At 43.8% G+C, this 23,307-nt stretch carries 17 protein-coding genes and 1 tRNA gene; 9 read left to right on the top strand and 9 right to left on the bottom strand.

Features of this window, described 5'->3' with window-relative positions; genetic code table 11:
• Positions 1-115: 115 nt before the first annotated feature.
• The 4 genes from T426_RS0120745 to T426_RS24620 all read right to left on the bottom strand — a co-directional run bounded on the left by T426_RS0120745 (position 116) and on the right by T426_RS24620 (position 3,383).
• Positions 116-790, bottom strand: a complete 675-nt coding sequence (locus tag T426_RS0120745; protein ID WP_025863759.1) for an NAD(P)H-dependent oxidoreductase — start codon at positions 788-790, stop codon at positions 116-118.
• Positions 771-1,322, bottom strand: coding sequence for a flavodoxin family protein (locus T426_RS25420; protein ID WP_025863758.1), 552 nt, complete (start codon positions 1,320-1,322; stop codon positions 771-773). The genes T426_RS0120745 and T426_RS25420 overlap by 20 nt, the downstream gene beginning before the upstream one ends.
• Before the next feature lie 266 nt (positions 1,323-1,588).
• The gene (locus tag T426_RS0120755; RefSeq protein WP_027586235.1) at positions 1,589-2,887 is read right to left on the bottom strand and encodes an MFS transporter; all 1,299 of its coding nucleotides are present in this window, start codon (positions 2,885-2,887) and stop codon (positions 1,589-1,591) included.
• A gap of 1 nt (position 2,888) precedes the next feature.
• A complete protein-coding gene (locus T426_RS24620) occupies positions 2,889-3,383 on the bottom strand; it encodes a GNAT family N-acetyltransferase (RefSeq protein WP_025863757.1) in 495 nt (164 codons plus the stop codon).
• A gap of 392 nt (positions 3,384-3,775) precedes the next feature.
• Here T426_RS24620 and ercA point away from each other — a divergent pair, with 392 nt between their 5' ends.
• The 6 genes from ercA (at position 3,776) to T426_RS0120785 (ending at position 9,442) form a co-directional block, all read left to right on the top strand.
• Positions 3,776-4,945, top strand: coding sequence for an alcohol dehydrogenase-like regulatory protein ErcA (ercA, locus tag T426_RS0120765; RefSeq protein ID WP_025863756.1), 1,170 nt, complete (start codon positions 3,776-3,778; stop codon positions 4,943-4,945).
• 3 nt (positions 4,946-4,948) lie between these two features.
• On the top strand, positions 4,949-6,568 hold the full coding sequence (locus T426_RS24625; RefSeq protein ID WP_025863755.1) for a PAS domain-containing hybrid sensor histidine kinase/response regulator: 1,620 nt from the start codon (positions 4,949-4,951) through the stop codon (positions 6,566-6,568).
• A 177-nt stretch (positions 6,569-6,745) separates the two neighbouring features.
• On the top strand, positions 6,746-7,375 hold the full coding sequence (locus tag T426_RS26050; protein ID WP_051538635.1) for a transposase: 630 nt from the start codon (positions 6,746-6,748) through the stop codon (positions 7,373-7,375).
• 77 nt (positions 7,376-7,452) lie between these two features.
• Positions 7,453-8,091, top strand: coding sequence for a transposase (locus T426_RS26055; RefSeq protein WP_051538632.1), 639 nt, complete (start codon positions 7,453-7,455; stop codon positions 8,089-8,091).
• Between the two features lie 287 nt (positions 8,092-8,378).
• Positions 8,379-8,825, top strand: a complete 447-nt coding sequence (locus T426_RS0120780; RefSeq protein ID WP_025863754.1) for a VOC family protein — start codon at positions 8,379-8,381, stop codon at positions 8,823-8,825.
• Positions 8,822-9,442 carry a YdeI/OmpD-associated family protein gene (locus T426_RS0120785; RefSeq protein WP_027586236.1) on the top strand — a complete coding sequence of 207 codons (621 nt, stop codon included), beginning with the start codon at positions 8,822-8,824 and terminating at the stop codon, positions 9,440-9,442. The genes T426_RS0120780 and T426_RS0120785 overlap by 4 nt, the downstream gene beginning before the upstream one ends.
• Positions 9,443-9,828: 386 nt before the next feature.
• On the opposite strand, the gene T426_RS0120795 is transcribed toward T426_RS0120785, so the two are convergent.
• From T426_RS0120795 to T426_RS0120815, 5 genes are all read right to left on the bottom strand, one after another.
• On the bottom strand, positions 9,829-11,778 hold the full coding sequence (locus T426_RS0120795) for a GNAT family N-acetyltransferase (RefSeq protein WP_199898488.1): 1,950 nt from the start codon (positions 11,776-11,778) through the stop codon (positions 9,829-9,831).
• A gap of 166 nt (positions 11,779-11,944) precedes the next feature.
• A complete protein-coding gene (locus tag T426_RS0120800) occupies positions 11,945-12,634 on the bottom strand; it encodes an HAD family hydrolase (protein WP_159103300.1) in 690 nt (229 codons plus the stop codon).
• A 302-nt stretch (positions 12,635-12,936) separates the two neighbouring features.
• Positions 12,937-15,873, bottom strand: coding sequence for a M16 family metallopeptidase (locus T426_RS0120805; RefSeq protein ID WP_025863750.1), 2,937 nt, complete (start codon positions 15,871-15,873; stop codon positions 12,937-12,939).
• 557 nt (positions 15,874-16,430) lie between these two features.
• Entirely contained in the window at positions 16,431-16,910 is a 480-nt protein-coding gene (locus T426_RS0120810; RefSeq protein ID WP_027586238.1) for a hypothetical protein, read from the bottom strand.
• 254 nt (positions 16,911-17,164) lie between these two features.
• The gene (locus T426_RS0120815; protein WP_027586239.1) at positions 17,165-18,808 is read right to left on the bottom strand and encodes a dipeptidyl-peptidase 3 family protein; all 1,644 of its coding nucleotides are present in this window, start codon (positions 18,806-18,808) and stop codon (positions 17,165-17,167) included.
• A gap of 164 nt (positions 18,809-18,972) precedes the next feature.
• Between T426_RS0120815 and T426_RS0120820 the strand changes: the two genes are divergently transcribed.
• From T426_RS0120820 to T426_RS0120830, 3 genes are all read left to right on the top strand, one after another.
• Entirely contained in the window at positions 18,973-19,452 is a 480-nt protein-coding gene (locus tag T426_RS0120820) for a hypothetical protein (protein ID WP_025863748.1), read from the top strand.
• 111 nt (positions 19,453-19,563) lie between these two features.
• Positions 19,564-19,654 (top strand) — tRNA-Ser (locus tag T426_RS0120825).
• A gap of 273 nt (positions 19,655-19,927) precedes the next feature.
• On the top strand, positions 19,928-23,296 hold the full coding sequence (locus T426_RS0120830; RefSeq protein WP_148303698.1) for a hypothetical protein: 3,369 nt from the start codon (positions 19,928-19,930) through the stop codon (positions 23,294-23,296).
• Positions 23,297-23,307: the final 11 nt, after the last annotated feature.

Genomic DNA, 23,307 nt, shown 5'->3' on the forward strand with positions numbered 1-23,307 from the left:
GAAACCTGTAACCTGAAACCCACTAACGATAGTAACAACAGCAACATCTCTAACAATAGAAACTACAGGAACCACAGAAACGGCGGAGCGCAACCCGAAACTGCGCAGCCTAACCCTATTCTATCCCTGCCATTTCGTACGGCCTATCGAACCGCTTCTCCCAGGCCCCGTTTTTCTTCAGGTGCGTATTCCAGTAGTAATTGGTCAGTCCGGTATGTTTTAACAGGTTGAACATCATCCGGCGTCTGCCCGATAGCGTGTAAGGCTTGCGCAAGGCTTTCATGATTTCAGGAGAGAATTCGCCATGTCCGGCGAAATACCGCCCCAACTCTTCGAAGTGGTTGAACAACTTCCGCGTCATTCCCGGGGGCATGATTTGTATTCCCTCTACGCCACCTTTAATAACCGTTCCCAGGTATTCACGTTTCAGGCGCTTCACCAGTTTAGCCAGGTAGCGCTCCACGAAAACCGAATGGATAGCTTCGGGGAAACCCGACTGCACAATGAACCCAATGCGGCGGGGTCGGATAATCCCCGGTTTCGATATCTCTTCGAAAAACTCCTTTACCATGCCCGGCATACTATCGGTGTACAGCGGAAAGATGATAATAACCGTTTCGGCCTGCTCAAACAGCGACAGCGCTTCCTCCGTCCGTTTCTGGCCGGCCAGGTAACGAACCGGCACTTCATCGGTGCATCCCTGATAATACCCCTTCAGGAAATGGTCGGTGAGTATTTTCGAATTGCTTTTCTTCCTTCGGGGCGACCCGTTAATAATCGCAAGTCTCATGGACAACCTCCTCCACTTTACTGTTTTCGATACATTTCAGATACTTTTGCTGCGCATGAAAATTGATACCAAACCTATCGTAGATATCACGAATGATTTCCAAATCTTCCTCGTCGGTATCGGCTTCTTTAGACAGAATCACCCCAAAGTCGGGATAGTGCGCATAACGCTTCATGTGGTGCGACTCACCGTTGCGCATTTCGATGTACGGATGAAGCAACGCGACAAACCGGTCGGTCATTCGCTTGAGTCGCGAGCTGATGAAGCCGGCCATTAACGGCGATGCAAAAATCACAAAGTCGGCATTAATGACGGCGCGCAGAACCTGTTCGGCGTCATCGTTGGTTTGGCATTCGCCGGGCGTTTTCCACCAGCAGTTCCAGCATCCCGAGCAATGCTGAATATTCATTTGGTTCAGGAGAAAGAGGTTCACCCGGTGTTTTTCGCGAAGCTTTTTCGCCAGCCGTTGGATGTAAGCCGAGAAATCGCTCGCCGTGTCCGACATATCTCCGTTCAGAATAGTAATGTTCATCTCCGTTTTATTCAGAAAATTGCACACGATTTGCTATCGCTGTTCAAGTTACGCAATTCCCTGTTGGTCATCAATATTGTAACCAAAATATAATATCGAGTAAAGCTCCCGCCCGTGTTCTGCACCGATGTTACGTTTCCATGTGCGCCTCGAATTGCTTCAGTCATTGGTTCCCGGGGTGGCGTCAGCCTGACAAACAACAGGAATGACAGGAACAACAGCAACATTTCTAACAATAGTAACCACAGAAACCGCGCAGCGCACCCCTACTCCTTCTTCACCCCGAAATTCTTATCAATCTTAATCACTTTCGCCATAACGAATCCGGGAATGGTACACAGCATCACCCACACAAAGAAGTGCTGATAGCCCACCGTTTCCTGTATCCAGCCCGATACCATTCCGGGCACCATCATTCCCAGCGCCATGATTCCGGTACTAAAAGCGAAATGGGCCGTCTGGTATTTCCCCGCCGATACATACAACATGTACAGCGTGTAGGCCGTAAATCCAAAGCCGTAGCCCAATTGTTCTATTCCCACCGAGGTAACGATAATCCAGGTAGCCGATGGCTGAACGTACGACAGGTACACGTACACCAGGTTGGGCAAATTCATCGATATAACGAAGAGCCATATCAACCGGCCAAATCCCATTCGCGAAGCCAGCCAGCCACCAAAGATTCCCCCTACCGTCAGGGCAATGATGCCAATGGTTCCGTAAGCAAATCCTACCTGCTCGGTCGACAGCCCCAGACCGCCAATACTCTTCGCGTCAAGCAAAAAAGGCGACGCCATCTTCACGAGTTGCGATTCGCCCAGCCGGAACAGCAACAAAAAACCCAGAATGGTCCAGATCTCCTTTTTCACGAAATAAGCCCGGATGGTTTCTTTGAATCCAACCAAAATACTTTCGATGCCCACCGATGCTTTCTGAACATCTTCATCGGGATGAGGCAGAAAGAATTTGTGGTAAATGGCGAACAGCACGAACAAAATGGCCAATACGGCAAACGTAAACGCCCAGGCAAAGGCGATGCTTTTCTGCGATTCGGGTTCACCAAAAAAGCTGGAACTTTCGAGGTATCCGGCCAGTATCACCAGCAATCCCTGCCCCGTCACCATCGCTATCCGGTAAAAGGTATTCCGGATGCCCACAAAAAAGGCTTGCTCACCTTCACTGAGCCCCAGCATATAAAAGCCATCTACCGAGATATCGTGTGTTGCCGAGCTAAAGGCCAGTAACCAGAAAAAGGCCAAGGTAGCCCGGAAGAAAAAGGTCGTAGGAAGCATGAAGGCCACTCCGGCCAGGCCCGCCCCGATGAAAAGCTGCATGGTCACAATCCACCAGCGTTTGCTCTTCAGCATTTCGACCACCGGGCTCCAAAACGGTTTAATGACCCACGGGAGGTACAACCAGCTGGTATAAAAAGCGATTTCGCCATTGGAAATATTCAGTCGTTTGTACATGATAACCGAGACGGTCATCACAACAATGTATGGCATCCCCTCAGCGAAATACACGGTGGGAATCCAACTCCAGGGATTCTTTTTCTTCTGCGACATGCTATTCTTCGGTATTGATGGACCGTTCGAGGTACGGATAGGCAGGTTCGTTAAAATGATATTTCCGGTACAGCTTCTCTCCGTCTTTCGACGTATGGAGCGCCACCTTGCTAATACCCCGCTTTTTCGCATCGGCCAGCAACGCCTCCAGGATAACCGACGATACTCCCTGCCGGCGGGCTTCCGGAATGGTGTACATGTTCAGGATGTCCCCTTCGAGGTACAAGGTTTTGTAAATATCACCCGGAATCTCTTTAATGACCATCCCGCCAAAACTCACAACCTTGCCTTCCTGTTCGGCATAAAAGGCAATGAACTGGCCTTCCGTCAAGGTCCGGTCAAAATAGCGGGTGAGATCTTCCATCAGTTTCAGTTTATAGCGCTCGTCCATTTCGCCCTGGAGCTCGGTGAGGTACCTCATCCGGTAAGCAATCAGCAACGGCACATCGCCAACGTCTGCTTTTCGGACAGTCAGTCTAGCATGGTCAATCTTCATAGTAGTAGCTTTCAGATTCCGTAGGTTTTATTAAAGACATAAAAATAATACAGTTTTCCAGATGTGGGAGGAATCGCGTATTCAATTTTCGCACGATAACAATTTCATTAAATTGACGGAACAATGAGATGGCTTTAGGTCTTGTAAAGGTTGTGTAAGTTTTATTTGGTGAACAATAAGCTTTAAGAAGATATTTTCTACATTGGCAAGCCCTAACGCCCAAAGAAAACTACTTCCGCAATAACACCTCTGAATCAACACCTATCGACTATATACAAAGATTCTGTTGACAAGTGCAGTACCTCAACCGTTGAATCAACATTGAGCATTTACAGACAGATGAAAAAAAACATTACATTTAAAGAGATCGTTAACTAAACTAATAAGGCTAAATGTCAAATAACATTCAACTAAGTCCACGCAAATTCGTCGCCCCAGAGTATGTATATGGTATAGACTCGCGCTTAATGGCCGGAACCTTCTGCAAAAAACTGGGAGGCCGTAAAATTCTTTTGGTTACCGATGAAGGAATGCTAAGTACCCCCTGGATACCAGAAATTGAAAAAGAACTTCAGAAACAATCTCTTGAGTACATTATTTTCTCTGCTGTTTCACCTAATCCACGCGATTATGAAGTAATGAACGGCAGAGATATATACGAGGGAAATAAATGCAATTTAATTCTCGCTGTTGGGGGCGGAAGTGTTATTGATTGTGCCAAAGGTATTGGGATTGTTAGTACGAATCAAGGACATATTCTCAATTATGAAGGAGTAGATATGATCAAAAGACCTATGCCCCCGTTAATATGTATACCCACTACCGGAGGTACGGCAGCAGATGTTTCTCAGTTTGCCATTATTAATAATACATCCGGACATTATAAACTGGCAATTATAAGTAAAGCAGTTGTTCCGGATGTAGCATTAATCGATCCCTTGACATTAACAAGCATGGATACATTTCTTACAGCCTGTACAGGTATGGATGCGCTGTCACATGCTTTTGAAGCCTTTGTCTCCAGCGGGAGTTCAGCTTTTACCGATCTATATGCCCTTGAAGCCATTCGATTGATCACTGGCAACCTGCATGATAGCATTACCCATCCCAATGATATACAATTACGTGGCAAAATAATGCTCGCCACGCTTTATTCCGGTTTAGCTTTCTCGAATGCCAGTTTGGGATGTGTTCATTCTCTCGCTCACAGCTTAGGCGGATATCTCGATTTACCTCATGGAGCATGTAATGCTGTTTTATTGCCACATGTGGTCGATTATAATTTTGAGTCGGCAGAAGAACGTTATATCAGAATTGCTGAGACGTTAGAAATCCCTCTTCCTCTGAAGACAAATACGAAAGAAATTAAAAAAGCTTTCATCGGGTATCTACTTGACTTCAGGCAAAGCATAGGTCTTTACAATACGCTGAAAGATATGGGAGTGACATCTGATATTACACCCGTGCTGGCAACAAAAGCAATCAATGACCCGTGCAATGCAACTAATCCAAGATTGCCCGTTAAAAAAGATCTTGAAACCATTTACCAGGAAGCAATATAGATAATGGGAACAAATTGGGAAAAATACAGGGACAAAATAGTAGGATTGGGCGAACATTCCTTACATAAAAGCTATTACCCCGAGTTACAGGAAAAAATTGAGCATCTGGAAGCCTCACAGAAAAACCTTCAAACCATAATCAACAGTATTAGTGATGCTATCATAATTCATGATATTGATGGAAATATAATATCCTTAAATGAGCAAGCCCAGAGAATCTTTAACATAGACAAAAAAGATGTTGCCCGCTTTACTTTTTTTGATATTACCTCACCTAATCAGGATGACATTGATTTGCATGCACTATGGAAAGAGGTAATAAACAATACCCCGCAAATAATTGAATGGCTCGGACTTCAGTTGACGACAAATAAAGAGATTCCATCGCAGGTTTCGATTAGTCCCACCATTTGGAATGGAAAATCTGCCATAGTAGCCGTTATACGCGATTTTACGGAACGCAAAAAATTCGAGCAAGAGTTGATGGTCGCCAAAGAAAAAGCAGAAGAAGCAAACAAGCTAAAAACGGAGTTCTTACATAACATGTCGCACGAGGTCCGTACTCCCATGAATGGCATAATCGGTTTTGCGGAACTGTTGGGAACAACTGATTTGAGTGACGAGAAGCATAGGAATTATTTAAAAATCGTCCAAAACAGTAGTTACCAGTTACTAAAAATCATCGACGATATACTGGAAATATCAACGCTGGAAACAAAACAGGTAAAAACTCAAAACGAAGCGTTCTGTTTGGATGACATGTTAATGGAACTCTTTTCTATATTCGACCTGAAATCCAGGGAACGCAGTATTCCCTTATATATAAAGAAAGGACTTCACCAGACTGAAAGCCAAATAATCACTGACAAAACAAAACTGACTAAAATACTGAGCAATTTATTAGAGAATGCACTGAAATTTACAGATGACGGCTACATTGAAATGGGATATTACATAGAAGGTGATAAGATAGTATTTTATGTAAAAGACACGGGCATAGGCATATCCCCTGAAAAAACAGAGAAGATATTTGAACGTTTTTCACAGGCAGAAAAGAAAATATCCAGAGAGTACGGAGGATTAGGACTCGGATTGTCGATTTCCAGGGAAAGCGCCCAACTTATGGGAGGTGATATTACCGTTGAATCGGAAAAAGGGAAAGGCTCTGTATTTTATGTTACAATTCCGTATATACCCACTGAAACCTCATGCAACAGGTCAGTAAACCCAATTTCTGAAAGCAATACCTCTGCGGATAATCTCTACAAAATTCTTGTCGCTGAGGATGAGGAAATGAACTATCTCTATATTGAAACACTGTTAGAAAAACATTTTAACCTGATTCATGCCAGAAACGGGCTGGAAGCCGTTGATATTTGTATTCGGGATGAAGATATTAACCTCATCCTGATGGACATAAAGATGCCGGTAATGAACGGACACGAGGCATCTGAGAAAATAAAATCAAAACGACCCAATCTACCCATCATCGCTCAAACTGCATATTCGACCGAATCGGAGAAAAAATTAGCATTAGAACATGGTTGTGATGATTTTATATCAAAACCAATAAAAGAAGAAAAGCTTTTTGAATTAATATATACATATTTAAAAACAGAATAGCTATTTACAGACTTATATGCTAACTACTTTTCCGATATAAAAATATTACATGGTAGGAGAGGCAATCTGCCACGACTTATACAATTCACCGCCAGACGGTCTAAAAACCTTAATAACTTTGTTGATATCTAACTTGAGCATATATCATTTAAGTTCTGCAGTTCAGTATCTTGTTATATGAAATTTATACAAGGACAAGACCGGACACAAACTCATCTTTTTCCTGTCTCGCTTGACCAGACAATCGACCGGGACAACCAGGTGCGTTTGATTGATTTGTTTGTCGACAAATTCGACTTGCAAAAGCTGGGATTTCAAACCAGTATGGTTGAAAATGGAAGACCAGCCTACCATCCTTCGGTACTGCTGAAGTTGTACATTTACGGGTATATGAACCGTATCCGCTCATCGCGATGCCTGGAAAAAGAGTGCAAACGGAACATCGAAGTGATGTGGTTGATTCAATGCCTTTGTCCCGACCATAACACCATCGCCAACTTCCGCCGGGACAATTCCCGGGCGATAAAGAAAGTATTCCGCGAAACCGTGCACATGGCCAGCTGGTTTGACCTGATCGGCGGTAAACTGGTGGCCGGTGACAGCACCAAGCTCAGGGCGCAAAACAGCAAGAAAAACAACTTCAATCAAAAGAAGATTAACCGGCACCTGGAATATATTGAAAACAAACTGGCTGAATATGAAAAAAACTGGCCGACAGCGACGGGGATAAACGGGAAGAACTTAAGAAAGAAATCAGCAAACAGGAACAGCGGCAACAAAATTATCGCAGCCTGGAGCAACAGTTAAAAGAATCGGGCCAAACACAAATCTCTACTTCAGATCCCGACAGCCGACATCTGATTACCCGCAACAACATTACCGAGGTGGGCTACGTTCTGCAGACAACTGTTGATGCTAAAAACAACATCCCTGTCGATTATAAAATAACCAACAACAACGATAAAAAGGCGACGGGGAATATGCTCCGAAGAGCAAAAACAATACTTCGGACTTCCTTCTTTACCGCACTTTACGACAAAGGTTATCATACCGGCAGTGAACTGGCCGTGGCCGATACTCTGAACATCCCCGTAATAGTAGCCATTCCCCCGTTTTCCGGTGCTTCTCATGCACCGAATCTTAACTACGATACAGAACATTTTGATTATAACCCCAAAAACGATACCTACACCTGTCTGCAAGGGCACACCCTGAGCACCACAGGCTATTGGCACAAGGTTAAAAACAATGCAGATGAAGTAGCATACCGCTTCAAGAACTATACAACACCGCTTTGCAAAACTTGTGCTGTCAGGCCCCTGTGTACAAAATCAGCTGTTAATGGCAAGCAAGTCAGGCGAAGTGAGTTTGCCGGAAGCATTGAGAACAACAAAAAAAGAGTTCGGAACAGTGAAAAATTATACAAACGACGACAGGCTATTGTCGAACATCCCTTCGGTACAATAAAGCGACAGTGGGAATTTAACTATATCATCACCAAAAAGTTTTATCGAAAGAGCTGAGGCAGACAGCGGATTCATTCTTATTGCCTATAACCTGAAAAAGATTATTAATTGTATTGGGAACAAACAGTTCCGGAGGTATATTACCTGTTTTGCCGGTCTGTTTTACGTAAAAATCAATCCTGAAACCGCTTATTGGGCTCTTAACAGAACATTTTTACGAAAAACCGGAAGAATTATAGATGTTTTGATGATCTTTATAAACCAACGAATATTAACCACTAAAATGAATAGCCACGGGAGTTTTTAGACAGACTGCCGTTGGCAGTAATTAAAAAAGGAAAAAAATGAAATTTCAAAAAATAACACCTTACCTATGGTTCAACAATCAGGCAGAAGAAGCCGCAAAGTTCTATTGTTCAATCTTTGATAATTCTAAAATCAATTCTGGCGGGGGTCCTGTAGTTGACTTTGAGCTTGATGGAATAAATTTTATCGCATTAAACGGTGGCCCTCAATACCAGTTCAATGAGGCAGTTTCATTTTATGTACTGTGCGAAAATCAAGAAGAGGTCGACAGAATATGGAATAAGCTGACCTCTGATGGAGGAAGTGAAGGAAGATGTAGTTGGTGCAAAGACAAATTTGGAGTTTCATGGCAGATTGTGCCAGAACGATTTATTGAGATGTTGAAAACGGGAACACCGGAGCAATCTCAAAGAGTAATGTCAGCAATGATGAAAATGAATAAAATGATTATTGAAGACTTTGAATCTGCTTTTAAAGAATTATGAATAAATCAGTTGACAACTATTTCATTGAAGGCTGCGGACGATGCCCTCTGGGAGGCACTCCTGACTGTAAGGTTCATTCCTGGACTTCAGAACTGGAGCTGTTGAGAAAAATAGTCCTTAACTGTGGTTTGACAGAGGAATCGAAATGGGGTGCTCCTTGTTACACTTTTCAAAATAAAAATATTCTTATGGTGAGTGCATTGAAAGAATATTGTTGTATCAGTTTTTTTAAAGGCTCCTTGCTAAGTGACGACAAAAACCTATTAGTGAAACCTGGGCCAAGTTCACAAGCAGCAAGACTTTTTAAGTTTAAAAATATTGATGAAATCATAAAGATTGAAGATGACATAAGAGCATATATCTTTGAAGCTATTGAGGTTGAAAAAGCTGGAATAAAAATTCAATTCAGAAAGAATCCCGAGCCCATTCCAGAGGAGTTTGAAGCAAAATTGGAAAAAGACCCGTTCTTGAAAACCGCCTTTGAAGCACTGACGCCAGGAAGACAGAGAAGTTATATTCTTCATTTTTCGCAACCCAAGCAATCGAAAACCCGTACATCGCGGGTGGAGAAATGTATCCCGCAAATACTGAATGGAAAAGGGTTGAATGATCGGTAGATTCTTATATCACCCTGTCAGGGTTCATGCTCCTGTCTATTCTATATTTTCTAAAATCCCGCCATACCTTCGGGATTAATGCTGAATATTGTCATATATTCCTCCATTGAATGCATTAACTTTAGCGGGCTGAAAACAATAACGATGATAAAAATATACGTAGGAGTCGGCCTATTGATAGCGTTCATTGGCTGGCTCCTTCTCCGACTGATTATTAAACGGGATTTAAAACAACACATAGACGATCTGTATGCCTGGATTTTTTTGATTGTCGTTTGGTTTCTAATATATTGGTTTCTTTTAAGGTAGATAATCTGGAGAATAGCAGGTAACTGATGTTATAGGTTTAGGGCACGGTTATCTCTCCAACCTGAAACGTTCTTCATCTATTTACCTGTCACGTACCGCTTGAGGTTCTTCGATATCTCAATACGGTTGTGAATAGATTCGATGATCAGGTCATAGAGTTTCTCTTTCAGTACGTCGTCTTCAATGCCAAAATCGATGTTCGGATTATCGTTCACTTCCATTACATATACCTTGCCGTCAATCTCTTTCAGATCTACGCCGTACAAGCCGTCACCAATCAGGGCTGCCGCTTTCAATGCCGTTTCGAGCACATGAGCCGGGACTTCACTCACCGGAAGGGTTTCCGAATCGCCTGATTGCTCCTCGGCCTCGCCCTGCCAGTTATAAATCTGCCAGTGGTCCTTGGTCATGTAGTACTTGCAGGCAAACAGCGGCGTGTTATCGATAATGCCTATCCGCCAGTCAAACTCCGAGTAGGTAAACTCCTGGCAAATCACCATATCCGATTTCTTAAACAAGTTGTTTAGCACCTGCAACGCTTCCGCCATGTTATCCACTTTGATGATGCCCAGCGAAAAAGCGCTGTCGGGTTGCTTAATCACCACCGGATAGCTCAGTCCTTCCAGATCGCTGGACTGGAACAGGTTCTTGGTAAAAACAGTGGTCTGGGGCGTCAGTATCTTGTTGTTGCGGAACAATTCATTCTGGTAAATCTTGTTCGAACAGCGCAAAATCGACCACGGATCGTCAATCACCACCAATCCTTCCGCGTACGCTAATCGCGAAAGCTCGTAAGTATGATCGTTCACACTGGTGGTTTCCCGGATAAAGAGTGCGTCGAACTCGTTGATTTTATCGAAATCTTTCTTTGTGATAAACTCCGTATAGATGCCTTTCCGGTTAGCCGCCTGCTTAAACATTTTCAACGCCGTATTACACGACGGCGGTGTTGTTTCCTGCGGATTCACCAAAATGGCTAAATCGTATTTATAAGCGGTTAACCTCGATTTGTTGAAACGCTTCTTATCGAAATATTCGCGTGCAAAATCATTCACGACCAGCAATTCATCTTCGCTGATTTTACTGAGGCTCAGTGGCTGTATCTTCTTGATCATCCACTCTCCGTTCCTAGTGAAATGCACCCTGAACAACGGCGTTTCGAACAGTTGATACAGCTGCAGGGCCATTTTCTTCATGCCCCGCACGTTGGTATGTCCGAAATAGACGTTTATGCTAAAATCCTTCTCCTTCACATGCCTCAACGCCGTTTGCAACAATTCGTTTATCTCAGTGGTAATGGAACGAATCACGCCGGTGCTGCTAAAATCACGAATGGTCGTCACATTGGGAATGACCCGCTGTCCCCGCGCCGAAGCCAACAGCGACACATAGTACCCGTAGCTCTGATATTGGTACGAGCTACACAGGTTGAAAACCCGCAGACTGTTATCGGCATGGTATTCAGCATTACCAATGTATTCCTTTACCGAAATGATTTTGGCATTCACATCGGTGAAATGCCAGGTTCGCGGTTGGTTCACCACGATAACGTTCTTCATCCGGTTCTGATAAAGAGAAGCAGGCAACGGAAATTCCAGTTTCTGGCAGTCGTATCCTTCAGCATAGTAATCCTTCACCGTCTTAACCGGTTTGAAACCCCATTGCTGATACCATTCCAGTAGTTTCCCGTTAGAAGCATCCGCTTCCAGTGTCAGTTTTTCCTGCTTCCGCGAAGTCGCCAGATTCAGGGCATGATTCAACAGGAAGCGCCCTACCCCTATGTTTTGAAATTCGGGTAGTGTGGCTATCGAATATATACGCAGTGATTTCTTATGCAGATGCAGGACCATCGCTCCGACCGGTTGTCGAGCGGATTTTCCCTTCTCGGCGATCCAAACCTCCTGAAACGGACTGGAAAGGCTAAGCGCGAGGCTTCGTCGGTTATTTTGTTGATAATCGGGGAAGGATTCTTTTTCCAGTTTCTCCAGGAAAACCAAGTCTTCCGGCGAAGACTTTCTAATGTGCAACGTCATGTTGATTCATCAAGATAATTTGCCAAATAAACTAATTTTTCAAACAGGTTATTCAGCCGCCACCCACGAAATACAATATTTTGCCAACAAAAATCGACACGAAGCAGATATGCACTGATATACTGCTATTTAAACCTAAGACAAGACGCGAATTTATCCATCAGTTCTTACTCATCAGGGATGAAATATGCTCCGCGCTCACCTCATCAAAGTCCCGGATAGTTATTGATGCTCCTATTGCATTCAACTCCTCAGCCGAATGGCTGGTGGTCACCCCAATTACTGTTAGACCCGCACCTACTGCCGATTTTACTCCTGCAAGAGAATCTTCAAATACAATACAACGGGAATCAGGAATAGCTATTTGCTCCAATGTCTTGAGATAAATTTCCGGATGTGGTTTTCCATGAGTTACCCGGGTCCGGTCAATAATGAATTCAAAATACTCTCTTAACCGGAGCTTGTCCATTACCATATCGACATTCTTCGTCGGTGCCGATGTAGCCACAACGATTCTGTGACCCGCTGACCGCATTTGCTCCAGAAAGTTACGCAATCCTTTCACCGGACCTACATTCATCTCAGTTAACATACGACGAAATTCAGCATCAACTGCCTCATTGAACTGATTTACCTCATCCTGTGTCAGTTCCCTTTTCAGTAGGGTACGAATTGCTGAGTCACCTGTAGTACCTGAAACTATATTGGAGAAGTCATCATCGCTAATAAAAACATTCTCTTTCTCAAAAACAGACCGCCAAGCCTTTATATGCAATGGATTGCTGTCGATAATAACGCCATCCATATCAAATATAATACCCATCTGCTCAACTTTTTCTCTGCTTTCCATAATCATCAAATTGACAAGTTTTTAGGGGAGCAAAATTACTGATTTAACTTATCGGCTGAAATTATTTAAATTAAGAAAAAATGAAATCGTTGCCTCGACGACACGACGGCTTAAAACTACTCATTTAGAGCTCTATAGTAATACGAAATTTCTATTTTACTTAATATCGTCAAGCAGGCATCTGTTTATCTCACCTACCAATATGCAAAAAAAGAGACCCGGAGTATTACCGGGCCTCTTTCGCAATTCACCTATTAAAACGGGCATAAATGGTGCCGAAGGCGGCTTCGGCACAAGCCTAATCAATATCCAAAAATATCTTGTAGCGCCAGTTCCTCAACCGGACCCACTTTTTTCAATGCATCCAAATCAGCGTCATCCCGGTTTCCAACCACCAGGTAAGTATAATGCTGATCTTTCATATGCTCGTTAAAGAAATTCTCCACATCGGCAATACTCGAATTCTCCACCTGGTTATAAACATCCTGACGGATATCCTTATCGATGCCCAGTCGCTGATTCCGCAGCCAGGTCCAGAAAATATTCGTTTTATTGATGCGTTCGGTCTGAATATTTTTCATGACGCTTTCGCGGGCAATACCAAACAACCGGTTATCAGTAATCATGTTATCCAACAAACCGTTCATGGCACCAATGGCATCCATCATTTTATCGGCTTGTGTATACACTGCTCCGTTAATGTAGAAAGGATCTTCTTTCTTCGAAGGCGAACTATAACCTGCCCACGCTGAATAAGCTAAAGCTCTCGATTCGCGGATCTCCTGGAACACGACTGAACTCATGGAGTTGCCGTAATACTCATTAAACAGCCTGGAATTTACGTACGTTTTGGGTGAGAACGGTATACTCTGTGACATCATCCGGATATCGACCTGCGATTTGTCGTAATTCACGAAATAGACTTTATTCTCATCTGTACTTTGCATGGCAAATTCTTTTTCCGGCGGAATGGCTTTCAGTTCAGCCGGAACCTGATGTCCTTCTTTCACCATCTGATAAACCTGATCGGACGACGTAGGGCCATAATAGAATACCCGGTGTGGATAATGGCTAAACTCACGCAATTTGGCCACCAAAACGGCAGGATCGACTTTGTGTAGTTCTTCTTCCGAAATCACATTCGTAAACGGATTTACTTTGCCGTACTGTCCGAAATACTGCAGGGCACGACGAATCTGGTACTGATTGAGCTTATTATCAACCCGCTCTTTCAGAATACCTTCCACCAGTTTGTCATAGGCTTCCTGGTCGGGCTGAGCATTGGCTAACAAGTGCTCCAGCAATTCCATTCCCTTCTTCGCATTCTTATCCAAACCGGAAATAAATACATAGGAACGGTCGTTGCCTGTATTTACATTCAAATCGACACCCAGTTTGTAGAACTCCTTTTTCAGATCGGCAGCCGGGTATTTATCGGTTCCCAGGTAAGGCAGGTATTTCACCGCCAGTGCGAGTAACGGATCGTGGTTACTACCCATATCCACCACATAATCGAGCTGGAAAAGCTCGTTGGTTTTGTTGGGAATATAATCCACCATCACGCCATCTTCCAATGGCTTTTCATCGATGGCTTCCTTAAAATTGACAAACATGGGCTTGAGGGGCTCTACTTGCTGAGCAGTGAAATCGGTGAAATACTTCGATTGATCCTTCCGGTTGATAGCGACCGGAGTCATTTCCGGTTTGTCTACTTTCACCAACCCTTTGGCCTCTCCTGTCCGTTTATAAGCAAGTACGTAGTTATCCTTGTAATGCTCCTGTGCAAAAGCTACCAGCTGGTCTTTGGTAATCTTTTCCATTTCATCATAGAAGCCCAGTTCATCAGCCCAATTTGTTTGCTCTATAAAGGAATTGAGGTAATTGAAAATTCTCCATCGGCCTTCGTTCTGGCGAATGGCATTTAAACGCAGGTTGTTGACCGTTGCCTGAATCAACCAGTCATCAAATTCACCTTTCTTTACCTTTTCAACCTCCGCCAGCAATAAGTCGCGAACTTCGTCTAGCGACTGTCCCTGTCGGGGTGTCGCATACAAACGGTGCTCACCATATTCATTATAGAAATCACTGTAACTACCGGCTTTCAACACTTTCTGACTCTGATTCAAATCCAAGTCGATCAAACCGGCCGTCGAATTGGTCAGGATATAATCAATCATCGTCACAAACTTCCGGTCGGGCGATTGATAGCCACCAAAACGATAGGCCAGCATCACTCGCTCAGCATCCGGTCCATACACTTCCTTCACAACCGGCTTTTCAATCGGTTTCAACTCGGCATGTTTTACTTCCGGAAGCGGTTTCGATTTATACTTTCCAAACGTAGCATCCACCATTTTGATGGTTTTATCGTAATCGAGATCGCCGGTTAGAATAACGGCCATATTGTTCGGAACATACCAGGTGTGGTAGAAATTCATGATGTTCACCATGGAAGGATTCTTTAAATCTTCCGGTCGCCCAATCACGTCGGTTCCCAGCGGATGCCCCGGATACAAGGCACTAATCACAGCCCTGTTCAAACGGCGGCCATCATTATCCTGCGACATGTTGAACTCCTCATACACCGTTTCCAATTCTGTATGAAACAGTCGGAGAACCGGATTCCGAAAACGTTCGTACTCCATGTTGATCCACTTATCCAGTTCGTTGGAGGGAATATCGTTCATGTATACCGTAAACTCGTATGATGTTCCGGCATTGGTGTACTTCGCACCAATGGTGGAGACCATTTTATCGTATTCATTCGGGATGGCATACTTCGAGGCTTCCTGTGACACTTCATCGATCTTCTTGTAAATAGCCTTTTTTACTTCCGGTTCGGTCGTGTTTTTATGTGCTTCAAACAAACCGGAAATGGAATCGAGTAATACTTTTTCTTTCTCCCAGTTATTGGTACCGAATCTGTCTGTTCCCTTAAACATCATGTGTTCAAAATAGTGAGCCAGTCCGGTTGTTTCCCGGGGATCGCTTAACGCACCTGCCCTAACTCCGATAAAGGTAAAAATGCGAGGCTCGTCGGTGTTTTGCGACAAATAAACTTTCAATCCGTTTTCCAACGTATAAATCCGGGTTTTCAGCGGATCGTTGGTCACTTCTTCATACTTATAACCGTTCGGATCGGTTTTTTGAAGGGAAACATACTTCGATTTCTTCTCACTGCAAGAGAAGAAAAGGCTAATGACAGTCATCACCATCAGCACTCGGAAAAGCTTTTTCATAAGAAGATTAATTTAAATATTGATGTAACATTTAGCTGTCTGGTTTAATTGGATATCAAGTTACTAAAAAAACAATACAATTCAATTAAGCTATCTTTAATATGAAATAACGGAGCAAATGAGTTGCGTGATAACTTTCATATTATAAAATCGGGGTAAGCTTTATTTCCATAGTGATCCAATCAGGTCGGAAAAGATTTGGTGTAAGAAGAGTTTTATATAAATATGTTACATAGCAGAAATAAGATACCGTATTCCCATTCAGTTTTGTTCCATGTAAATGTTTGCTTCTGACGATGATGCAACACGTTTATCATTCTCAATCTACTGCAGTAACAAAAAGGAAGTTGACGGATCGAATCTTCCGTATGGAAGAGCATTGAAATAGTATACCTATCGTGAGGCCAATGAGCTTTTCATCGGAAATCCTGTTTCTGTGCATATAAATAAAAAACTGCCGGGTGGCGGCCCGGCAGTTAGGAGTTAACGTTTGTAGTATTGAAGAAACTACAGCGTGGACAAAAAAACAAGTTTGGGCAACTTGTACATTAAATATCTTACATTAAAAATTTAACATCTTTGGCTAGGGACGGGAAGTAAGCGGCAATCAAACCAAGTGCCTCTTCATCACTCAGCTGCTTTGTCGACAGCTTTCCCTGATTCTCCAGAGCCTTTTCATTCAGATAGTAACTATTTACAGTTGGGTCGAACCGTTGGAATTTACCGTTAACCAACTTGGCTCCAAAACCGTGCCTATTACATACGTACCTAACTTCAAAATTCTTGGAACGCACAATGTAGTTACTGCACTTTGCTGTTTTGTCAACCAAAATGGTAATCGGATTCTCTGAGTTCTCGTAAGATAACTGATAGGCTTGCAGCTCCTCACCTCCGATCTTAACCGGTGCGATTTCTTTTACCTGGTAGGTTCCCAAAGTACTGTTTGACTGTCCCTGGATGGTCTTAGCAGAAACCGGTCCCACAAACAGAATACTCACGATAAATAACAAAGTTGTTGCGATAGATAATTTTCTCATGGCTTAAACTATTTTAATTCCTGTTGCATTTATGTCAATCAGTTATCAATCCATATGCCAAAGAACTCAACAACCTGATTACCTTCACTAATAGCAAGACACACACATACCAGAAAAAATCATTTCTGTCCGCTTTCGGAAAGAAGATTGAACGGATACGAACAAAATAAAAATATATGTTAAACTGAATAAGTCTATCAAAAAAAACCTGCTCATCTTTGTTGAGCAGGCCTTCAATTTTCTTCTTTTCAGTTTTATTTTAGTCCCAGAACAGCCTTTCCCTGTTCAAAAACAATATCTTTTGGTATACCCGCAGCAGAAATGCGATCCAAATCGCTCTGAAGTTCCGGACGGATATAGCCATTTTCTTTTATCAGCTTAGCGGCAGCCGCATAATTGCCGTCACCCTGGATTTTCAGCAGCTCATCCGACAATGTTGTCATCGCCTTCTTCATCTTATCAAAATCAACCCGGTACGTTCCGGTTTCAGCATCGCGGGTGAAAGCACCCTGCTGCTCAAAATAATAGAATCGAATCATGTTAGCCTTACCATGCGCACTGGCAGCGCCAAAACGAACCGAGCGGAAGATTCCTGCCATAAAGGTAACGTAGTTGTCCATCAAATCTTCGCCGGACAACTCTCCCATTTCGTGCAGTTTGGTAATCACCCACAGTCCCAGAATGTCGGCTTTTCCTTCTTCAATCGATGTATAAGTGTCTTTCAACGCTTCACGAACGGTTGATTTTCCATCGATGGTATTTCCCAGTCCCAGTCCGTGAGCTACTTCATGGAACATGGTGTTTTCGAAGAAAGCATCGAACTTGATATGCGAACGCTGATCAGGAGCAATCAACAAATCGGAAATAGGTACCAGAATCTTATCGAACTTGGCACGCATAGCATTTTTCAGCTGCAGCTTCCTGCTGCCTTTGGCCGCACGAACGCGCTCGTCGTTGGGTAAATTGATAGCGATGGTTTTGGAACCGGCATTGCAATCGCCTGCATAATATAACACATCGTAGGCATTCAAATCGGAATCCGAACCCGGCATCTCGGATTTATACTCGGGCGGGCAAGGCAATGCACGTTGCAAATCAGGCAACAGTGCTGCAAATTTTGCTAACCGTTGGCTCCATACTTTGTCCTTTACCAGGATAAACGCTTCGTGCGATGTTTTGTAACCGAAAAGCTGATCCTCATAATTTTCGATAGGTCCCACCACAAAGTCGATGGTGTTATTCTTCATATCAAGCCAGGCCATATCGCTGTCGTAATAATTATCCGTCAGCAAGGCTTCGGCACGCAATTCCAGGTACTTTTTCAGTCCCAGGTCTTCAGCCAATTCCGCAGCCTGACGAATCAACGAAGCAGCTTTCTCAATCTTATCCTTAAAATATTCATGATAAGGAATCGACTGCAGCTTACCGTCTTTATCCCGACGAATCATGGTATACTGACTGGTTTTTGTGGAATCATTCCAATCGTTAAATTCCTGTTCCGTCATGTCCTGAGGATAAAAATTGGCTCCTTTCGGTTTCGGGCCTATTCCTTCCACAAATGGCTTATTGCCGTTCAAACGCTCCCACGGACCATAATTAATCATGGCAAAGTCCCTATCAGCTTGCGTTTTCAAACTGGTGAGCAATGCCTCTTTATCGCCGTAGGCTTCCTGCCAGAAAATATCATCCATGATATCAGCCGCATCAAACATCAGTGACAACATTTGTTTCTGATTTTCATCGAGCTGGCTCATATCGGTCGTCAACTTAACCTTCGCAAACTCTTTTACCTTTTGTGCTATGACGTCTTCCTGCCCGGCATCTTGTTTTGAGGAGTTCTTGCATCCCCCCACCATTAATAATACAATCATCAGTGAAAACAAAGAGATTAGTTTCATACCTATTAGTTTTTTGGTCATATAAAATTCTGTTATTCAATTATTCAAACGCTTTTCTCATTTCATTCAGGCGTTCCAAAGCTATGAAAAGTAAAATAAAAAACCCTTGACATTCCACCATGTTAATCGATGGGATTTTATTACTTTGCTCCAAATCGACGGATATGAAGTTCAACATACTCTTTTATATAACCGCTTTGTTACTGATGAGCTCATGTGCTTCCACGCGATTGCCTTGTCCGTGCGAAGCATCCAGTGTCATTCTTTTAGACGATACGGAGCTTCACATTCACTCGGAGGTCGTCCTCCAAACGCGCTCCGACACCGACAGTGAGGGGATTAAGATTATCGCTCAAATAATCGCTTCGGGCGGAAAACCTTTGCCCAAAGGCTTACATGCCGAGATATATGCTGTTCGCCCCAGCGACATGAGTTTCGATGGGTACGAAGGTAAGTTCGATAAGCAGTTAACTGATGTACCCGGAGGTTTTATGGAACTCACCGCTATTAACGGCCCCAACTGGAAAGCGGGAACGCCCGTCGATGTGGCGGTGCGGTTAGCCGACGATGCAGGCAACAGGAAGTACATTAAAGAGGACAAGGTAGTGATTCGGAAGGAAGAGGTTCCTTCGACCGACAAGTAATAAGCGGGGCTTGCCCCCTTTTTTCTTTTGAAGAAAATGTTTTGCGGATAAAAAAAATCTCCTACTTTTGTGCCCCGAAGCATCGGCAATGCAAGGTGCTTCCATCGACACGGAGAGGTGCAGGAGTGGCTGAACTGGCACGCCTGGAAAGCGTGTGAACCTCTAAAGGGTTCCGAGGGTTCGAATCCCTCTCTCTCCGCCACCCAAGCGTAATCATTTTTTGATTACGCTTTTTTTTTGTTCGTGAATGGATTATTGAGCTCGCCAAAACTTGCATTGCTACTACTATTCCTATCTCCTATAATAACTCACAAATCATACCAATTATCTTATCACATTGTTATAAAACATTTCATCGAAGGCTTGCTGAAAAATAATTTTGACGTAAATTATATATAGGGAAAGAGAAAGCTGACAAACGTTCTAACCAAGACAACAAGAATTTATTAACCTAATAACCAAAACCTTTTATACCATGAAGCATCTTACAGCAACTCGTCTCCTTGCTATCCTTATTATTATCTCTCAAAGTATGTCATTCGCACAGACCGGACCGCCAACACCGCCCGATCCGGATAGCAATGATACGGAAAATGCTCTTTTTGATAACGATCCGGTTCCTGAATTCGGAAGTGTAACCTTCGCGCCTTCGCCTATGACGGATACCGAAGTAACCGGAAACAACACTATTTCTACCTCCATCTCCGACGATGGTGAAGTTATTTCTGCCCTGGTACTTTATGGAACCATCGCTGGTAATTTGACAGAGTCATTTGCATTGAGTAATTCGTCGGGTACCACCTGGAAGGCTGATTTGCCTGTTCTCGAAAACGGCATCTACTACTACCAGATTAAAGCGACCGATAATTCGCAACAGGAGGTCGTAAGCACTGAGGCCTCATTTGACATCACAGCCGGGACACCTATTGCCCCGGAAGATTTACAGGCCACTACTATCGATTACAACCGGTTTACCCTGGAATGGCAGGCCAGTTACCAGGCGACGTCCTACTACCTGATCATCAGCACAGAAGCAGACTACACAAATCCCATCGTGAATGAAGACATTGGTAATGTCACTTCATACGAAGCGACATCCGTTCAATTCTCAACCACCTATTATTATCAACTGAAGGCCATACGGCAGATGGAAGACAATTCAGTAATGGAAAGTGAAATTTCCAGCGGTGAAGTCACCACATTGGACCAACCTGCGCCTGAAGTAACGATTTCAACCGAAAGTCTGCCGGATTTTGGTGATGTGGTTTCGGGCGAAAACTCAGCGACATCATCTTATACAGTCACAGCACAATATTTGAGAGATAATCTCATTATTACGCCTCCCACCGGATTCGAAGTTTCCACCGATGAAACCAACTGGCAGGGAAATGCATCTCCTCTTTCCCTTGCGGGAACAGACGGCGAACTGTCTACTACCATCTACGTTCGCTTTGCTCCAGATACTCCCGGGGTTGCCAGCGGAGACATCACTCACGAAACAACCGAAATACCGGAGACAGTATTGGTTTCACTCAGTGGAACCGCCCTGGAAACAGAACCTACCAACCATGTAAGTGATTTCCGACTGGCCGGACAAAAAGGTAACACCTTCACTTTACAGTGGGACGAAAACAGCGGAGAGGAAGCAGCTGAAGGTTATCTTCTCCTCTTCAGTCAAACGTCTCCTCAATTGCCCGCCGATGGAGACAGCCCTGTTGAAGATACCGACTTTAGCGACGATGAAGCGATGATTATCATCGATAAGGATACCACTGCAGCGGAAGTATACATTCCCGGAAACGAAACACGGTGGTACACGCAAATCATCCCATACCGCGGAAGTGACGAAACAATCAATATAAAAACAGATGGAACCATCCCCGAAATAACGCTCATCACGCCACTGGATGACTTGCCCAATGCCTGGATTAATGAGTTTCATTATGATGATGGAGATACCGAAGAGGGACGAGTCGAGGTTGTTCTCGAGAATGCAGATAATTATGCCTTGGAAGACTTCAATATCATTCATTACAATGGAAATGGCGGAACCATCATAGATGAAATGACGTTGAATAACTTTTCATCTTCTTCAATAGAAGGTTCATTTTCTATTTATGAACTTGATTTTGGTGAATTACAAAAAGGTGAAGATGGATTAGCTTTAACATATCAGCATAAAGTGGTCTTATTTATAAGTTATGAGGATCCGGTCACTGCCACTGAGGGAGATGCTGCAGGTTTGACCTCAATACATATCGCTCCTGAAGAGGATAATGACACCCCTACCAATTTCTCCATTCAATTGACTGGCTCCGGTTCCTACTATGAAGACTTCACCTGGCAAGACCCGGCAGAATCGTCATTTGGTGCAGTAAACGCCGGACAAACATTAACGGCATCTCCCAATCTGGAAACAACTTGGCTAGGAGCCCAGGACAATGATTGGAACAATGCAGCCAACTGGAATAACGGAATTCCGGATGGAACGATGAAAGGTATCATTCCCGCCGGCGTCGACTACTACCCTGTACTTACCACAGCGGTTAATCCGAAAACATTGGTACTCGAATCGGATGCTTCGCTGGGCGGTCAGCAATATCTTCCGGAAAGCTGTATTCTTTACGCCAAGCGAGCGTTGACCGCAGAAAAATGGCTTTTCCTTACTCCACCAGTAAAAGATAACACTGCGGCCATGTTCGAACCGGTTTATGGCATGGTGTACCTGATTACTTACGACAATACTCAACCGGCAGATGAAAGTGTCTGGAGTTATGTGTCCGACCAAACACTGCCACTGTCACCCATGACCGGCTACGGCTTTTACAGTACCCGCGAAGAACTGGAACTCGTCTTCAACGGAAGCCGTATTTCCGGGCTTCAGTCTGTTCCCCTTCATTTCGAAGATGCGGGCAATAACTTCAACTTTGTTGGTAATCCGGGACTGGGCGCTATCGATTGGTCGACCTCAAATCAGGCCAATACAACCGGAACAGCTTACATGTTCGATCCGAACGCCAAAACGTACCTGACGATTGCCTCCGACGGAACTGTTACCGATCCGGAATTTAACGATATGATTCCTCCCATACAGGGATTCTTCGTGGAAGCAACTAACGACGGTAATTATTCGGTGAACTTGGATGATTGCGTTCCAACCGACCAGTATTTTCTGAAACAGGGAGTACCCGAAGATTATATTGTCCGGCTGAAGGTGACCGGCTCTAATGGAGAAGATTTCGCTTTGATTCGTTTCGACCAAACGAACAGGGATGAACTGGATTTTAATGAAGATTCGCGAAAGCTGGTTTATTACGATATCGGGGTACCACAACTTTGGTTCAGTCATGAAGGCGAGAAACTGGCCATCAACCAGGCACGCACTTATCCAGAGAGCTTCCCGTTAGGATTGTACATTTCAGATGCCAGCGAACTCAGCATTACCGGTGAAGTTTCTAACTCATTCAGTGGCGGAATTACGATTTCGCTGGAAAATACTATTACCGGCGAAACACTCGACTTGAGAAGTCGTGATACATTGCGATACGATGCTGTCTCCGGAGAAAACAATAACAGCTTAGTCCTTCATCTAAAAAACGGTACCGGCCTGGACGAGTTCACCAATGAAACTGTTCGCATCTACAGTTCGGGCCAGATACTTCATGTCACAACATCACAACTTCTGAACGGAAAGCTGGAAGTCTTCAATTTTATCGGTCAGAAGATAACTGAATACTCAATCAACCACACCAATCATGCCCGGCTACAGCCCGGGACCGGAATCTATCTTGTTCGTTGGACTGACGACGAACAGGCTGTCGTCCAAAAAGTCAGTTTGCGGTAAAAACCAAAAAA

The organism is Prolixibacter bellariivorans ATCC BAA-1284, from assembly GCF_000621705.1.
Taxonomy (GTDB): Bacteria; Bacteroidota; Bacteroidia; order Bacteroidales; family Prolixibacteraceae; genus Prolixibacter; species Prolixibacter bellariivorans.

Coding starts and splice junctions, on each gene's coding strand:
- T426_RS0120755 (WP_027586235.1), bottom strand. CDS start 2,887: ATGTCGCAGAAGAAAAAGAATCCCTGGAGTTGGATTCCCACCGTGTAT.
- ercA (WP_025863756.1), top strand. CDS start 3,776: ATGTCAAATAACATTCAACTAAGTCCACGCAAATTCGTCGCCCCAGAG.
- T426_RS0120810 (WP_027586238.1), bottom strand. CDS start 16,910: ATGAGAAAATTATCTATCGCAACAACTTTGTTATTTATCGTGAGTATT.
- T426_RS0120830 (WP_148303698.1), top strand. CDS start 19,928: ATGAAGCATCTTACAGCAACTCGTCTCCTTGCTATCCTTATTATTATC.
- T426_RS24620 (WP_025863757.1), bottom strand. CDS start 3,383: ATGAAGATTGACCATGCTAGACTGACTGTCCGAAAAGCAGACGTTGGC.
- T426_RS0120745 (WP_025863759.1), bottom strand. CDS start 790: ATGAGACTTGCGATTATTAACGGGTCGCCCCGAAGGAAGAAAAGCAAT.
- T426_RS0120785 (WP_027586236.1), top strand. CDS start 8,822: ATGAATAAATCAGTTGACAACTATTTCATTGAAGGCTGCGGACGATGC.
- T426_RS0120805 (WP_025863750.1), bottom strand. CDS start 15,873: ATGAAAAAGCTTTTCCGAGTGCTGATGGTGATGACTGTCATTAGCCTT.
- T426_RS0120815 (WP_027586239.1), bottom strand. CDS start 18,808: ATGAAACTAATCTCTTTGTTTTCACTGATGATTGTATTATTAATGGTG.
- T426_RS24625 (WP_025863755.1), top strand. CDS start 4,949: ATGGGAACAAATTGGGAAAAATACAGGGACAAAATAGTAGGATTGGGC.
- T426_RS0120800 (WP_159103300.1), bottom strand. CDS start 12,634: ATGGAAAGCAGAGAAAAAGTTGAGCAGATGGGTATTATATTTGATATG.
- T426_RS25420 (WP_025863758.1), bottom strand. CDS start 1,322: ATGAACATTACTATTCTGAACGGAGATATGTCGGACACGGCGAGCGAT.
- T426_RS0120780 (WP_025863754.1), top strand. CDS start 8,379: ATGAAATTTCAAAAAATAACACCTTACCTATGGTTCAACAATCAGGCA.
- T426_RS26050 (WP_051538635.1), top strand. CDS start 6,746: ATGAAATTTATACAAGGACAAGACCGGACACAAACTCATCTTTTTCCT.
- T426_RS0120820 (WP_025863748.1), top strand. CDS start 18,973: ATGAAGTTCAACATACTCTTTTATATAACCGCTTTGTTACTGATGAGC.